This window comes from Pseudomonas matsuisoli (assembly GCF_014647635.1).
Lineage (GTDB): Bacteria > Pseudomonadota > Gammaproteobacteria > Pseudomonadales > Pseudomonadaceae > Pseudomonas_P > Pseudomonas_P matsuisoli.
Map to the genome: position 1 here is coordinate 365,540 of NZ_BMPO01000003.1, position 15,680 is coordinate 381,219.

The window sequence follows — 15,680 nt, forward strand, 5'->3', positions numbered from 1 at the left end:
CGAGGAATACTTTCATGAATATCATCAACGCCCGCCTCCGCCATCGCGACGGTTTGTATCGCCTTGCCATCGCCGGAGAGCGCATCGCCTCTATCTCTCTACAATCTGCAACCCTGCCGGCGACCGCCGACGTGCTCGATGCCGCTGGCAATCTCGTGACCGCGCCCTTCATCGAACCGCACATCCACCTGGATGCGACGCTGACCGCAGGCGAGCCCGCTTGGAACATGAGCGGTACGCTGTTCGAAGGGATCGAGCGCTGGGCGGAACGCAAGGCGCTGGTGACGCATGAGGATACGAAAACGCGCGCCAAGCGCACGATTGACATGTTGGTAGACCACGGCATCCAGCACGTGCGAACGCATGTGGACGTTACCGATCCCTCATTGGCTGCGTTGAAAGCCATGGTCGAGGTGCGCGACGAAACCCGTCACCTGATCGACCTTCAGATCGTTGCCTTCCCGCAGGAGGGTATCGAGTCGTTCGAGAACGGTCGGCATCTGATGGAAGAATCCATCGCAATCGGCGCTGATGTTGTCGGCGGCATCCCGCATTTCGAGAACACTCGGGATCAAGGCGTGAGCTCGATCAAGTTTCTGATGGACCTCGCTGAACGAACGGGCTGCCTGGTGGATGTCCATTGCGACGAAACCGACGACCCTCATTCTCGCTTCCTGGAAGTATTGGCCGAAGAAGCACGCGTCAGGGGCATGGGCGCGCGCGTCACCGCCAGCCATACCGTCGCCATGGGTTCTTACGACAACGCCTATTGTTCCAAACTGTTCCGGTTGCTGAAGATGTCCGGCATCAACTTCATCTCCTGCCCAACCGAAAGCATCCACTTGCAGGGGCGCTTCGATACGTTCCCAAAACGACGGGGCGTAACGCGCGTCGCCGAACTTGATCGTGCCGGGATGAATGTCTGCCTGGCGCAGGACTCCATCGTCGACCCCTGGTATCCGCTGGGGAACGGCAACATCGTCAGGATCCTGGAAGCCGGACTGCACATCTGCCATATGCTCGGATACGACGACCTACAGCGCTGTCTCGATTTCATCACCGACAACAGCGCGCGCACCCTTTATCTCGGCGATCGCTACGGCGTCGAAGAAGGCCGTCCAGCGAATCTTCTGATCCTGTCGGCACCCAGCGATTACGAAATGGTACGCAGCCAGGGCCATGCCCTGACCTCGATTCGGCACGGCAAGGTGCTGATGCAGCGGACCCCTGCCCGCGTCGAACGTACGTGATCGACGCCCGGATCAAGCGCCTGGCCTGAACATCTTGAAGGCATTCGCCGCGTCGATCTGAAAATAGTCCGCCGGCCCGCCGCCGCGAAGAATCGGTTTCGCGGCAGCGGTTTGATATACGCCATCGACCAGCAACGCCTGATCGATATGCACCGCGACGACTTCGCCCAAGGTCAACCAAGTGTCGACAGCATCGCCCCCGGCGGTCTCCAGCCTGATCAGCTGCGTCAACTTGCATTCGAAGGCGACTTGCGCTTCTGCGACGTGGGGAACATCCACCACCTGGGATTCGGCCGGCGTCAGCCCGGCTAACCGGAACTCGTCGACATCGGGATCCACTGCAGCGCAGCTGGCGTTCATCTGTTCGGCCAACGCGCGCGTCGCCAGATTCCAGCAGAACATCCCGGTCTGCTCAATGTTCCGGACGCTGTCCTTATACCCGACACTGGCGAACCCAATGATTGGCGGAACGTAGTTGAACGCGTTGAAAAAGCTATAGGGGGCCAAGTTCAGGACGCCGGCGCGGTCGCGGGACGAGATCCAGCCAATGGGCCGTGGCCCGACGATGGCGTTGAATGGATCATGCGCCAGGCCGTGCCCCTGGGCAGGCTGGTAGAAATGAGCATTGGAAGGCATTCGTACGTTTCCTCGATCGGTGAGGTATAGACGCGCGAGATTGAAGCGAGTGCGCCGTCAATGGCGCAAAAAAAAAGGCGACCGAAGTCGCCCGAAGTGCCTTGCGTGCTCATGACCCCGCAGCGTCCGATCTGGAAGTCCGCTGCGGATAAAACTTGAATGGAACACAAGCAAACCCGTGTACCGCTTGCGGCTGAACATGTCCGCCGTCATGCCTTGGCCTAAGCCTTTCGGTGTTTGCTCGATCCGATGGGCAAACGTTAACGCAGCGCTGCCGAGGTGCCATTGATCTGGGTCAACGGGCTGCATCGAAAGAGGGTTTGTCATGCCGAGTGAATGCTTGCCGCCTTAGTGCAATGCAAAGCGACGCCAGGCGAAACGATTCAGGCGCTCGTGAACCATTGGCCGTTACGGATTAACTGTTCCCATCCGCGATCCATAAGGCCACAATCGCCCCTACGCAAAATGTGAGGACTGCTGTAATGAGTCAGCCGCAAACCTTTTTTCAATTGAGCGGCCGCGGCTACGCGGCGGCCACCCTGAAGAACGCTACGTTATTGATCATCGACGCCCAGGAAGAGTATCGCAGCGGCGCGCTACCACTTCCGGGCCTCGATGAAGCGGTCGCGCAAATAGCCGCACTGCTCCAGGCGGCGCGCGACAACGGTACTCCCGTCGTTCACGTCAAGCACTTGGGCATCCCAGGCGGGCTGTTCGACCCCCAAGGACCGCGCGGCAACTTCCTGCCCGAAGTCACTCCAACCGATGCAGAGGTCATCGTCGAAAAACGCTTGCCCAATGCATTCGCCAATACGGATCTCCACGAGCGGCTACTCGGGCTCGGCCATCTGGATCTCATTGTCTGTGGTTTCATGAGCCATTCCAGCGTGAGCACGACAGTCCGCGCGGCCAAGGACTACGGCTACCGCTGCACGGTCGTGACCAGTGCGTGCGCATCCCGTGATCTTCCAGGCATCGACGGTTCAGTGCTCAGTGCAGCGCAGGTGCAATTTGTCGTACTGTCGGCATTGGCCGACAATTTCGCGGTAGTCGTTCCCAACGCGCAATCCTTGCTCTAACCGTAGCCAAGGCTCGGCGGCCACAAGATCAGGCATCGACACGAACGGTGCCGAAAACAACAATTCCTGGCAAACGGACTGCCTAGGCATTTACCAGTGCCGCTCGGCAGTCCCGTCTTCTTCTTGCGGCGCTCACGTTGCGAGCTTCAAGCAAACTGTCAATCCCCGATGCGCTGGTATGTACCAGGCCGACTCCCGTTACCGAAGGAGGTCGAATGAAGCTATCTGGAGGGTTCGATGCCCGTCGTCTTCGTACGAGGGGGCATTCGCCCTGGCGCTCGCGCCTGGGTTTGATGGTAATGCTGGTACTGAATATCGCAGGCGCTCTACTGGCGCTTGTAGGCGCCGCTGCCCTTTTGGGTAGACCGCTGGTGGAAACCCCTGAGGACGCCGCGGCTGCGCTGCTGCTCGTGGGCCTGTTCATGTTGGCGATCGGCATAATGTTGTGGCGACGCGGGCGCCGACGCCGCAGGCCGGACGGTCTGGCCCTCTCGCCCCACTTGATGAAACGCCGCGACTGACAGCGTTGCCCTTCGGTAAACTGCGCGCTCCACGACGTCAGCTGCCCACAGGGCCAGATCGTCACGTTTATGGAGCTGTTATGCAAGACGATGACAACTCGGTATTTCTGAATGAAATGCGCGGCGTGAAGCGCATTCATACCGACCGCGCCGACACCGGCAAGCAACGTGACGATCGCCAGCAGATTGCGAGTCGTCGCCAACACGCAGCGATTCTGCCTGCCACAGTCAAGGTCGACGGCCTGTCTGATCAGTTCGTCATCGACGTGGCGGCGGAAGACGCGCTCTATTGGGCAAGAGATGGTGTGCAAGAGGCGCAGATGCGCAAACTCAAGGCAGGCCAGATTTCTTTCGAGGGCAGCATCGACCTGCATGGGATGACGGTCGAAAAAGCCCGTCAGTACTTGTGGGAGTTTTTCGACGAGGCCGCCCGCCTGGAAGTCCGTTGCGTACGGGTGACGCATGGCAAGGCAGCGCGCAAGGACGGCCGCCGTCCATTGATCAAGAGCCACGTCAATACGTGGCTGCGCCAGCATCAGCAGGTGTTGGGATTCACTTCTTGCGCGCCAAAGCACGGAGGTACGGGGGCGGTCTACGTATTGCTACGTCGCCAGATGATGGATGGCCGCGACGAATAGCGCAGACCAAACCACTTGCCAGCCGGGCGGTGCGCGCCTAATCTGCGTTCCCCTTTTTCGAACCGCTTCAGGATATTCCATGTCCCTGGAACAGCAATATTCGGCGATCCTCGGCCAGCTTGGTGAGGACATTTCCCGCGAAGGCTTGCTCGATACGCCCAAGCGCGCCGCCAAGGCCATGCAGTACCTTTGCAAAGGCTACAACCAGACGCTCGAGGAAGTGACCAATGGCGCACTCTTCTCCTCGGATAACAGCGAAATGGTGCTGGTGAAGAACATCGAGCTTTATTCGCTCTGTGAACACCACATGCTGCCTTTCATCGGTAAGGCGCACGTCGCGTACCTGCCCAGCGGGAAGGTGCTTGGCCTATCCAAAATCGCCCGCATCGTCGACATGTTCGCCCGTCGGCTGCAGATCCAGGAAAACCTTACGCGTCAGATTGCCGAAGCGATCGAAGAAGTCACGGATGCTGCGGGTGTTGGCGTAGTCATCGAGGCGCAGCACATGTGCATGATGATGCGTGGCGTGGAGAAACAAAATTCGTCGATGGTGACATCGGTCATGCTGGGGCAATTCCGCGAGAACGTGGCAACCCGCACCGAATTTCTGAGCCTCGTACGCTAAAACCTTCCCAGGCGCGGCGATCGCCGCGCCCTCCTACTGATCTCAACCTCTCGATGGCATCGGCACATGCCGGGGCTGATCCGCCACGCGCGCCATCCAGTCCTGAATCGCCGGATACCCCGAGAGCTCGAAGCCTCCTTCCTCAGCCACATGTGTGTAGGCATAGAGGCTGATGTCGGCAATCGAATACGTGTCTCCGACCAGATAAGGCGTTTGTGAGAGTTGTCGCTCCATCACGTCGAGCGCCCGGTAGCCGCCCGCGCGCTTTTGTTCGAACTCGTCGCGTCGTTCCGGCGGCATCCCCAAGTAGACATTGATGAAGCGCGCGACGGCGATATACGGCTCGTGGCTGTATTGCTCGAAGAACTGCCATTGCAGAATTTTTGAGTGCAGCCACGGATCACTCGGCAATAGCGCGGTGCCCTTGGCGAGAAAATTTAGGATGGCATTCGACTCCCAGAGCGTTCGACCGTCGTCGAGCTCCAAGACCGGAATCTTACCGTTCGGATTCTTGGCTCGGAAGGATTCCGCCCGCGTATCGCCATGGAGAATATCGACAGGTACCCACTCGTACGGACGATCCAGAAGGCTTAGCAGCAGCTGAACCTTGTAGCAGTTACCCGACGACGCATCACCGTATAGCCTCATTGCATATCCTCCTTTCGACTCGTTCCTGCTGCTGCCCATACTGTATGGGTAGCGCCTTTCAATAGCGATTAACTGTACCGTCAAGCCATACGATGGCTGTATCGCGACGCATATTCGGACTGCCGATAGGCTTGCCTGCCCGGATAAGGATTCGTGTCATGAGCCTGGAATTGCTGTTTGCCTTCGTTGCCTTCGCTTTCGTTACTTCGATCACACCAGGCCCAAACAACCTCATGCTTCTTGCGTCCGGCGTCAACTTCGGCGTGCGCCGCAGCATGCCGCATATGGCCGGCGTTTGTATCGGATTCACGGTCATGGTGGCCGTTGTCGGGTTAGGCCTGAGTCAGGTCTTCGAACGGATGCCCGTGCTGCATCTCGTGCTCCGCTATGTGGGTGCGGCTTACCTGCTTTACCTGGCCTGGAAGATCGCCTACGCCACATCACCTGCGGGCGATGGGCAGGGCGGCACCCGTCCGCTGACCTTTTTGCAGGCCGCGGGTTTTCAATGGGTCAATCCGAAAGCCTGGGTCATGGCCATCGGCGCAATTGCCACTTACACCCCACAGGGCAACTTCACCCTCAACGTGATGCTCATCGCCCTGGTGTTCGGCTTGGTCAATGCACCATCGATCGGCCTCTGGACCATTACGGGTAGCCTGCTTCGGCATTGGCTGGAACATCCACGCGCGCGGCGGACCTTCAACATCGGCATGGCTTTGCTATTGGTCGCATCGCTCTATCCTATCGTGAGCGAAATGGGGCTGACCCACTCATGATGTCGGGATATCACCGCAGGGTCCTCGCAGACAGCTCGCTCTCGACCGTGATCGCCGGCTTCATCGCGATGCTGACCGGTTATACGAGCTCACTGGTCCTGATGTTCCAGGCCGGGCAAGCGGCGGGTTTGAGCGATGCCCAGGTGTCATCGTGGATCTGGGCGCTTTCCATCGGCATGGCACTGACCTGCATTGGCCTATCGCTGCGCTACGGCGCCCCGATCATGATCGCGTGGTCCACACCAGGTGCGGCCTTGTTGATCACCAGCCTACCCAGCGTCGCCTACAGTGACGCGATCGGCGCGTACATGCTTGCCTCGGGGTTGATCGTACTGTGCGGGGTCACGCGTAGTTTCGATACGATCATGCGGCGCATTCCTGGCTCCATAGCCGCGGCGCTGCTGGCGGGCGTGTTGTTCAAAATAGGACTGGAAATCTGTAATGCCGCCGAGCAACAGACGCTTCTGGTAACCGCAATGTTGCTAGCCTACCTGCTGGGCAAGCGCCTTCTGCCCCGCTACGCCGTACTCGCGGCGCTGCTGACCGGATGTGGCATCAGCGCGGTGCTCGGCCTTTTTGACTTCAGCCATTTCCAATTGCGCGTGACGACGCCCACCTGGACCACGCCCACGTTTTCGCTCTCAGCGGCGATAAGCATTGCGATACCACTCTTCATCGTGGCAATGGCCTCACAGAATCTCCCTGGCATGGCCGTACTGCGTGCAAATGGCTACGATGTTCCCGCCTCGCCATTGCTCAACGTGACGGGCATCACGTCGATTTTGCTGGCGCCTTTCGGCTCCCACGGCATCCATATGGCAGCGATCAGCGCCGCCATATGTGCAGGCCCGGAAGCCCATGTCGATCCTCGTCGACGCTATACGGCTGCCATTTGGTGCGGCGCTTTCTATGGCATAGCCGGCATGTTCGGCGCAACGCTCGCGGCGTTGTTCGCCGCGCTGCCGACCGCACTTATCCTGTCCATCGCCGCGCTGGCGCTGTTTGCGTCGATCATCGGCGGCCTAACCCAGGCCATGAGTGAATCCAAAGAGCGAGAAGCTGCACTCATCACCTTTCTGGTCACAGCCTCCGGGATGAGCCTGTTCGGCATTGGCTCGGCGTTTTGGGGAATCGTCGCGGGAATGGCCACGCTGCTCATATTAAACGGTCGCACAAAGCGCGCTTAGCCCAACTCAGCGACCACGTTCATGAGCGCCGCATGGGGATCCTCCGCGCGTGCGATCGGTCGCCCGATGACGAGGTAGTCCGAGCCTTCGTCCAGCGCCTGACGCGGTGTAAGGATTCGACGCTGATCATCCTGCGCACTGCCGGCAGGGCGAATGCCCGGCGTGACCAACTGCAAACGCGGCTGCACTGTTTTCAGCGCCTTGGCCTCTTGCGCCGAGCAGACCAAGCCATCCATACCGGCCTTATGCGCTAAGGCGGCGAGCCGCAACACTTGTTCCTGCGGTTCGACATCCAACCCGATACCGGCAAGGTCCTCGCGCTCCATACTGGTCAACACGGTCACACCGATCAGCAAAGGCTTAGGCCCATTGAACGCATCCAGCGTCTCCCGGCAAGCGGACATCATTCTGAAGCCGCCCGAGCAATGCACGTTGACCATCCACACGCCCATTTCAGCTGCCGCTTTTACCGCCATTGCCGTCGTATTTGGGATGTCGTGGAATTTGAGATCAAGGAACACTTCGAAACCGCGCTTGTGCAACGCTTCAATGACACTCGCGCTGCAACTGGTGAACAGCTCCTTGCCTACTTTCACTCGGCAATACGCAGGATCGAGTGTATCCGCGATCGCCAACGCCGCTTCACGTGACGGGAAATCCAAAGCGACGATGATGGGTGTTTGACAAGTCGACATTCACAAGGCCTCGAAGATAGAACGCGGGCTATTGTCGCAAACTGGCGCGGCTGCAGACCACTCCCGTGACTGTAACGAATTCGAAACCCGTAATATTTTCGTTACACACGTATCTTCTCCGCCGCTTGCAATGCTTAACACCGCCGCTCTGATGCAACGATCGAGTCAAGCGTAAGCAAATCGTTACAGGGTGAGCCGCCTTGCCAATCATATTGACTCGCTGGATCGTACTCACGCCGCGGGCTCACCTCGGTGGCACCGCTATTGCTACAGACTTTCATTTTCCGACCGTCATCCGACGGCTGTCGCCGACCTGCGGGAACTGGCCGCCTAAGATGCATCGAATGCCGTGAACGCTCGAGGAATCCGTTGAATGTCGCACGAACTCAGTACCCGAAATGAATTTATCGCTCGCCATATCGGCCCCAGTGCCGCGGAAGAGCGCACTATGTTGGAACGAGTGGGCTACGATAGCCTGGGTGCGCTCACCGCCAGCGTGATCCCATCGGGCATCAAAGGGAGCAGCGTACTTCCGGCGTTCGAGGGATTGGGCGAAGCAGAGGCCCTCGCCGCGATCAAGGCCATTGCTCTGCGCAATCAGGAATTCAAGACGTATATCGGCCAGGGCTACTACGGCACACTGACGCCCGCCCCGATATTGCGCAACCTGCTGGAAAACCCGGCTTGGTATACGGCGTATACACCCTATCAGCCCGAGATCTCTCAGGGGCGCCTGGAAGCACTGCTCAATTTTCAAACGCTCGTCATCGATCTGACCGGCCTGCCTATCGCCAATGCGTCATTGCTCGATGAGGCAACCGCTGCCGCCGAAGCCATGACCTTCTGCAAACGTCTGTCGAAGAATAAATCCAGCGAGCGCTTTTTCGCGTCGAAGCACTGTTTACCGCAGACGATCGACGTGCTGAAAACACGTGCTGAGCCCTTGGGAATCGAAGTCGTCGTGGGCGATGAATTCGAGATCGAGGACGCGAGCCCTTTCTTCGGCGCACTGTTGCAGTACCCGGCGGCCGACGGCGACATCTTCGACTACACGGCCGTCATCGATCGCTTCCATTCGGCCAACGCACTCGTCGCTGTCGCCGCCGATCTGCTAGCGCTTACGTTGCTAACGCCGCCCGGTGAATTCGGTGCGGATGTCGCCATAGGCACGGCCCAACGCTTTGGCGTACCGCTCGGGTTCGGCGGCCCCCACGCGGCTTACTTCGCCACCCGGGACACCTTCAAACGCGACATGCCCGGCCGACTGGTCGGCTTATCCATCGACCGCCATGGCAATCCTGCCCTGCGTCTGGCAATGCAAACGCGCGAACAACATATTCGCCGGGAGAAGGCGACGAGCAACATCTGCACCGCACAGGTGCTCTTGGCCAACATCGCCAGCATGTACGCCGTTTACCACGGACCCGAAGGCCTGAAGCGAATTGCCACGCGGGTTCACAAACTAACCGCGAGCTTCGCGCAGGGACTGCGTACATTGGGCCTCACTGTCGAGCAAACAGTGTTCTTCGATACCGTCACCGTCGCGGTGGCCGATGCGGCGCCCCTCCACGCAACGGCCCATGACCGGGGCATTAACCTGCGTGTCATCGACACGACGCACATCGGTGTTTCGCTGGACGAAAGTACGACGTTGGACGATGTCAGCGAGCTCCTTTCCTTGTTTGCCGGCACCAAATCAGCACCCGAACTCGAAGGGGCCTCCGACAGCTGGGCGCTACCGGAGGCGTCGCTTCGCCAGTCGGCGATCCTGCAGCATGACGTTTTCAATAAGCATCACTCGGAAACCGAATTGATGCGTTATTTGCGCAAACTCGCCGACAAGGACCTCGCCCTCGATCGCACCATGATCCCCCTGGGCTCATGCACGATGAAGCTCAACGCAGCCAGCGAGATGATCCCGATCACCTGGTCGGAATTCGGCAACCTGCACCCGTTCGCGCCAGCGGAGCAAGCCCAGGGTTACCAGCAGCTCACCCACGAGCTGGAAGAAATGCTCTGTGCGGCGACCGGCTACGACGCCGTTTCTCTCCAGCCAAACGCGGGCTCGCAAGGTGAGTACGCAGGCCTTTTGGCCATTCGTGCTTATCACCTGAGCCGCGGCGATGAGCAGCGGGACATCTGCCTGATCCCTTCTTCAGCCCATGGCACCAACCCCGCCACGGCAAGCATGGTCGGCATGCGCGTGGTCGTGACGGCATGCGATAGCCGCGGCAACGTCGACATCGAGGATTTGCGCGCGAAGGCCGTCGAGCACAAAGACCGTCTCGCTGCGCTGATGATCACCTACCCATCCACCCACGGCGTGTTCGAAGAAGGCATCCGGGAAATCTGCCAGATCGTTCACGACAACGGCGGGCAGGTGTATATCGATGGGGCGAACATGAACGCCATGGTGGGACTCTGCGCGCCAGGTAAATTCGGTGGCGACGTATCGCACCTCAACCTGCATAAGACATTCTGCATTCCGCACGGGGGCGGTGGTCCGGGCGTAGGGCCGATCGGTGTGAAGTCGCACCTGGCGCCGTTCCTACCCGGTCACGGCCATTGGGAGCACAAGGCGGGCCCGGTAAGCGCTGCGCCATTTGGCAGCGCCAGCATCCTGCCTATTTCTTGGATGTACATGAAGATGATGGGAGGCGACGGCCTTACCCGTGCATCACAGATGGCCATTCTCGGTGCCAACTACATTGCCCGCCGGCTAGAAGAGCATTATCCCGTGCTCTATACCGGCAGCAACGGCCTGGTCGCTCACGAATGCATCCTTGATCTTCGTCCTTTGAAAGACAGCAGTGGGGTCACGGTGGATGATGTAGCCAAGCGCCTGATCGACTTCGGTTTCCACGCCCCCACGATGTCGTTCCCGGTTCCCGGCACGCTGATGATCGAGCCTACGGAAAGTGAGTCCTTGGAGGAACTGGATCGCTTCTGCGAAGCCATGATCGCTATCCGAGAAGAGATTCGCACCCTCGAGCGTGGCGAATCAGACCCGCAAGACAATCCGCTGAAGAATGCACCTCACACTGCGGCCGAACTGGTGGGCGAATGGACGCACCCTTATAGCCGCGAGCAGGCGGTTTATCCGGTTCGTTCTCTGGTCGACGGCAAGTACTGGCCACCCGTGGGAAGAGTGGACAACGTGTACGGCGACCGCAATCTGGTCTGCGCCTGCCCGTCTATCGAGGCCTATCAGGACGCCTAAGAACCTGTTCACGATCTCGCGAACTAGAGATAAACGGTGGCGAAAACGGCTGAGGCAGCGCAGTTTACGTGTTGTAAATGAGCATGCCGAAGCCGTTTTCAACGCCGTTTAGCCGACGCGCAGCAGATTGTGAACAGGTTCTAAGCGCTCTGCTCGCCGATCCTGAACAACGCGCCGCACTGCACGGCGCTTCTCAGCTTAAGCAAAGGAAGTTTAATGACCGTCCCTCTTGCCAAGACCCCGCTTCACGATCTTCATCTCGAACTCGGCGCCCGGATGGTGCCGTTCGCGGGTTACGAAATGCCCGTCCAATACCCGCTGGGCGTGCTCAAGGAACACCTGCATACACGTGCGAGCGCAGGTCTGTTCGATGTGTCTCACATGGGCCAAATCATCGTACGCGGTGCCGATGCCTCGCTCGCGTTGGAGTCTCTGGTTCCAGTCGACATCGTCGATTTACCGGTCGGTATGCAGCGCTACGCGATGTTCACCAATGAACAAGGCGGCATTCTCGATGACTTGATGATCGCCAACCTCGGGGATGGAATCTATTTTCTCGTGGTGAACGCAGCGTGCAAGGAGCAGGACCTCGCACATCTGGCGCGGCATCTTGCCGATCGCTGTGAAATTGAAAGCCTATTTGACTCGCGCGCTCTGCTTGCCTTACAGGGCCCAAAAGCCGCTGATGTGCTGGCAAGGCTGGCACCAGAAGTGCGCGCGATGACTTTCATGCAGTTCAGGGCGGTCCGCCTGCTGGGTGCGGAGTGTTTTGTCAGCCGCTCGGGCTACACCGGCGAAGATGGCTTCGAGATCTCGGTGCCCAACGGGCATGCGGAAACGCTCGCGCGCAGCCTGCTTGCAGAAACGGAAGTGGAGCCGATTGGGCTGGGCGCCCGCGACTCGCTGCGACTCGAAGCGGGCTTGTGTCTGTACGGGCACGACATGGACATCGACATCACGCCGGTCGAAGCAAGCTTACTCTGGGCGATATCTAAAGCACGTCGCGATGGCGGCAGCCGAGCGGGCGGATTTCCTGGCGCAGCCCGCGTATTTGCGCAACAGCGCGATGGCGTAGGGCGCAAACGCGTCGGCCTTTTGCCGCAGGAACGCATACCGGTGCGAGAAGGCGCAGAAATTGTCGACGCCAGCGGTGAAGTGGTAGGTCGTGTTTGCAGCGGCGGGTTTGGCCCGACGCTCAATGCGCCTGTCGCCATGGGCTATATCGATGGCGCGAACGCAGAGATTGGTCGCGAGGTATGGGCGATGGTGAGGGGCAAGCAGGTGCTGATGCGCGTTACGAAGACGCCATTCGTGCCGCAGCGCTACTACCGAGGATAAGCGTCCAGCCGAAGGCTTCAGCCCTCGCTGGAGCCTATGGCGTCGCCAACCAGGGAAACGAATGCTTTGACCGACTCGTCGAGCGTTCCGGAATTGTCCAGTTGTAGAGCACGCTGCGTGCCGTGTTCAGCGTGACGAAATGTCGAATTACGGGCCATGCGTGCTTCGATCTCACCGAGCGACTCGCGTCCTCGCGCCAAAAGGCGGCGGCTTAGAACGCCGGAATTCACAGATAGCAGTACCGCCTCGAGCCCTGGGTACAGCTCCAAGGCCTTCGGCAGGAATTCGCGGGAACCATTAACGAGGACATGCTGGCCCGATTCCAGCCACGCGTTTATCTCGCTCGGTATCCCATAGCCCAGGCCGTTCGCACGCCAGTGAAGCGCAAACGCTCCGCGCTCGCGCATTTCTTCGAACTCTACCGGCGTGACGGCGACAGCATCTTCCCCGGTAGCTTCGGCGGACCGCGTTATGACGCGCTGTGCGATTCGGCAATTCATGCTTTCGAGCTGCTCACGCGCGGCTCGCAGCAAACTGTCCTTACCTGAGCCAGACGGCCCCATCAGGTAAATCAGTTTTCCCGTCATTGAACCTTCCAGAACCGGTGATGAACACACCGAGATATTTGCTCGTATAGAAGGTGGCGATCATACGCCTATTTTTTTCCGCGGAAAGCGGCGCGTAACCGCTGGTGAAAAAGTAGCCCCGGCTTGGGCGCAAATGCCAAATAGAACTGGCCAATAGCCTTCACACACGGCACAATTCGCCCATATTTTGGCGTCAAAATTCAGATGCCTGGATTAGGTACAAGATGCTGGTCAGGGGAACGTTTCTCTTTTGCACAGGTCGAACAGGGACAATTTTCCTATATAGCGGAATGCCAGCATCATTCCCACAGACTAACTGGTATATGTATGCGCCCTATGAAGCAGGCTATCTACTCCAGCCGTACGGCTGACAAATTCGTTGTTCGGCTACCGGAAGGCATGCGCGAACGAATCGCTGACGTAGCGCGCAACCATCACCGCAGCATGAACTCAGAAATCATCGCGCGCCTCGAGCAGAGCCTCATTCAAGAGGGCGCCATCGGTGACGAACCCAGCATGCGCATGGACAGCCCCGAGCTGAGCCTACATGAGCGTGAACTGCTTCAGCGCTTCCGTCAGCTGTCCCGTCGCCAGCAAAATGCTCTTGTTTCTCTAATCGCGCACGACGTCGAGATGGCGGCTAACGAAGACGCCTGATCGCGACATCCTGTTCAATCAAAAAGACCGGCATTTGCCGGTCTTTTTGATTCCGCATGACGAAGTGCGAATCGCTAGGAATTAGGCAGTGGCGACCTGCACGACTACTGTCGCCAAGGTCGCCCTTAAACGCCTTACAGCAAGAACAAGGACGCAAGGCCCAGGAAGATAAAGAAGCCACCGCTATCGGTCATGGCGGTGATCATAACGCTCGCCCCCATGGCCGGATCGCGACCCATCTTCACCAGCGTCATTGGGATCAGCACCCCCATCAGGGCCGCAAGCAATAGATTCAAGGTCATTGCGACTGTCATCACCACGCCCAATGACCAGCTGCCATAGAGCAGATAGGCGACAGCACCGATAACCCCTCCCCAGACCACCCCATTGACGAGGGACACACCGAGCTCTTTACGCAGAAGCCTGGAGGTGTTGGCGGTATTGACCTGATCGAGCGCCATTGCTCGCACGATCATCGTGATGGTCTGATTACCGGAGTTTCCACCAATGCCCGCCACGATAGGCATGAGCGCTGCCAGCGCGACCAGCTTTTCAATGGAGTCTTCGAAAAGCCCAATAACCCGGGAAGCCAGGAAAGCCGTCACAAGGTTCACCGCCAGCCACGCCCAGCGGTTGCCAACCGACTTCCAGACCGAGGCGAAGATATCTTCCTCCTCGCGAAGACCTGCCATGTTGAGAACTTCGGCTTCACCCTCCTCACGAATCAGGTCGACCATCTGATCGATCGTCAGACGCCCGATCAACTTCCCGTTCTTGTCGACCACCGGAGATGAAACGAGGTCGTACCGCTCGAACGCTTGCGCGGCCTCGTAAGCATCACCATCGGGATGAAAGCTGACCGGGTCGGCTGCCATGACCTCGGCAACCTGCTTTTCGGGATCGTTGACGAGTAGCCGCTTGATCGGCAGGACACCCTTGAGCACCCCATCGTAATCGACCACGAATAGCTTGTCGGTATGGCCCGGCAGCTCCTTAAGACGACGCAAATAGCGCAGTACGACTTCGAGCGCGACATCCTCACGGATGGTTACCATCTCGAAGTCCATGAGCGCACCGACTCGGTCGTCTTCATACGAAAGCACCGAACGAACGCGCTCACGCTGCTGCGCGTCGAGACTTTCCATGAGCTCATGAACGACGTCCCGAGGCAGCTCGGCTGCAAGATCCGCCAGCTCATCCGCATCGAGCTCCTTGGCTGCTGCAAGGATCTCGTGGTCGTCCATGTCCGCTAGAAGCGTCTCACGCACGGCATCCGATACTTCCAGCAGGATTTCACCGTCGCGATCCGCTTTGACCAGCTGCCAGACCATCAGACGGTCGTCGAGCGGCAGTGCTTCGAGAATGTACGCGATGTCTGCCGGATGCAGTTCGTCGAGGCGACGCTGTAGCTTTACGAGGTTCTGGCGGTGAACCAGATTCTCGACCCGCGCCTGATTCGGCCCTTCCTGGCGATGAGCGAGTTCTTCGACGAGATGATGACGGTTAAGGAGATCGACTACCTGTGCGAGGCGGTCCTGCAGACTTTCCTGCGGCTTCTTGGCTTGTACTTCGGTCATGGCAAGCTCCGCCCCAGCAGCGGTATGCCATCAGGGCTCAATCGATAAATGATCGCTGAAAGAAAAGAGTTGAGTAACTACTGGGTAAGTCCATGGAAGGGTCCACAAGTCCCGGCGGGACTGACGGGCGACATGATACACAGCTGCGAGGCCACCGCATAAAATATTGATGAGAAACCAATCAGTTGCGAAGAGTTGCTTAAATGGGACCACGGTGCGCACCCGCACGCAAAATGGCCATCCAAG

General features: G+C 58.9%; 15 protein-coding genes. 10 read left to right on the forward strand and 5 right to left on the reverse strand.

All coding sequences use genetic code 11. From position 1 onward, the window contains the following. The first annotated feature begins 14 nt into the window (after positions 1–14). The gene (codA, locus tag IEY47_RS07995) at positions 15–1,250 is read left to right on the forward strand and encodes a cytosine deaminase (RefSeq protein ID WP_188982680.1); all 1,236 of its coding nucleotides are present in this window, start codon (positions 15–17) and stop codon (positions 1,248–1,250) included. Between the two features lie 12 nt (positions 1,251–1,262). Here codA and IEY47_RS08000 read toward each other — a convergent pair whose 3' ends face one another. Next, positions 1,263–1,886 carry a flavin reductase family protein gene (locus IEY47_RS08000; RefSeq protein WP_188982681.1) on the reverse strand — a complete coding sequence of 208 codons (624 nt, stop codon included), beginning with the start codon at positions 1,884–1,886 and terminating at the stop codon, positions 1,263–1,265. 482 nt (positions 1,887–2,368) lie between these two features. On the opposite strand from IEY47_RS08000, the gene IEY47_RS08005 reads away from it, so the two are divergent. From IEY47_RS08005 to folE, 4 genes are all read left to right on the forward strand, one after another. After that, positions 2,369–2,965, forward strand: a complete 597-nt coding sequence (locus IEY47_RS08005) for a cysteine hydrolase family protein (protein ID WP_188982682.1) — start codon at positions 2,369–2,371, stop codon at positions 2,963–2,965. A gap of 215 nt (positions 2,966–3,180) precedes the next feature. Next, a complete protein-coding gene (locus tag IEY47_RS08010) occupies positions 3,181–3,486 on the forward strand; it encodes a hypothetical protein (RefSeq protein WP_188982683.1) in 306 nt (101 codons plus the stop codon). Positions 3,487–3,566: 80 nt separating this feature from the next. After that, complete coding sequence (locus IEY47_RS08015) at positions 3,567–4,124, forward strand: Smr/MutS family protein (protein WP_188982684.1); 558 nt, start codon at positions 3,567–3,569, stop codon at positions 4,122–4,124. 79 nt (positions 4,125–4,203) lie between these two features. After that, positions 4,204–4,749 (forward strand): GTP cyclohydrolase I FolE, encoded by a 546-nt coding sequence (folE, locus tag IEY47_RS08020; RefSeq protein WP_188982685.1) that lies wholly within the window; start codon positions 4,204–4,206, stop codon positions 4,747–4,749. Between the two features lie 42 nt (positions 4,750–4,791). Here folE and IEY47_RS08025 read toward each other — a convergent pair whose 3' ends face one another. After that, positions 4,792–5,397, reverse strand: a complete 606-nt coding sequence (locus IEY47_RS08025) for a glutathione S-transferase family protein (RefSeq protein ID WP_188982686.1) — start codon at positions 5,395–5,397, stop codon at positions 4,792–4,794. Between the two features lie 158 nt (positions 5,398–5,555). Between IEY47_RS08025 and IEY47_RS08030 the strand changes: the two genes are divergently transcribed. Together IEY47_RS08030 and IEY47_RS08035 are read left to right on the forward strand one after the other, a co-directional pair. Then, a complete protein-coding gene (locus tag IEY47_RS08030) occupies positions 5,556–6,173 on the forward strand; it encodes a LysE family translocator (protein ID WP_188982687.1) in 618 nt (205 codons plus the stop codon). Further along, positions 6,170–7,360, forward strand: coding sequence for a benzoate/H(+) symporter BenE family transporter (locus IEY47_RS08035; RefSeq protein ID WP_188982688.1), 1,191 nt, complete (start codon positions 6,170–6,172; stop codon positions 7,358–7,360). The genes IEY47_RS08030 and IEY47_RS08035 overlap by 4 nt, the downstream gene beginning before the upstream one ends. Here IEY47_RS08035 and pyrF read toward each other — a convergent pair. After that, positions 7,357–8,055, reverse strand: coding sequence for an orotidine-5'-phosphate decarboxylase (gene pyrF / locus IEY47_RS08040; protein ID WP_188982689.1), 699 nt, complete (start codon positions 8,053–8,055; stop codon positions 7,357–7,359). The genes IEY47_RS08035 and pyrF overlap by 4 nt on opposite strands. 373 nt (positions 8,056–8,428) lie before the next feature. Between pyrF and gcvP the strand changes: the two genes are divergently transcribed. Further along, positions 8,429–11,275, forward strand: a complete 2,847-nt coding sequence (gcvP, locus tag IEY47_RS08045) for an aminomethyl-transferring glycine dehydrogenase (protein WP_188982690.1) — start codon at positions 8,429–8,431, stop codon at positions 11,273–11,275. A 216-nt stretch (positions 11,276–11,491) separates the two neighbouring features. Continuing rightward, the gene (gene gcvT, locus IEY47_RS08050; RefSeq protein ID WP_188982691.1) at positions 11,492–12,613 is read left to right on the forward strand and encodes a glycine cleavage system aminomethyltransferase GcvT; all 1,122 of its coding nucleotides are present in this window, start codon (positions 11,492–11,494) and stop codon (positions 12,611–12,613) included. A gap of 17 nt (positions 12,614–12,630) precedes the next feature. Here the strand turns inward: gcvT and phnN are convergent, their stop codons facing one another. Continuing rightward, positions 12,631–13,200 (reverse strand): phosphonate metabolism protein/1,5-bisphosphokinase (PRPP-forming) PhnN, encoded by a 570-nt coding sequence (gene phnN, locus IEY47_RS08055; protein WP_188982692.1) that lies wholly within the window; start codon positions 13,198–13,200, stop codon positions 12,631–12,633. Between the two features lie 327 nt (positions 13,201–13,527). On the opposite strand from phnN, the gene IEY47_RS08060 reads away from it, so the two are divergent. Further along, positions 13,528–13,857, forward strand: a complete 330-nt coding sequence (locus IEY47_RS08060; RefSeq protein WP_188982693.1) for an Arc family DNA-binding protein — start codon at positions 13,528–13,530, stop codon at positions 13,855–13,857. Between the two features lie 134 nt (positions 13,858–13,991). On the opposite strand, the gene mgtE is transcribed toward IEY47_RS08060, so the two are convergent. Continuing rightward, complete coding sequence (gene mgtE / locus IEY47_RS08065; protein WP_188982694.1) at positions 13,992–15,434, reverse strand: magnesium transporter; 1,443 nt, start codon at positions 15,432–15,434, stop codon at positions 13,992–13,994. Positions 15,435–15,680 lie beyond the last annotated feature (246 nt).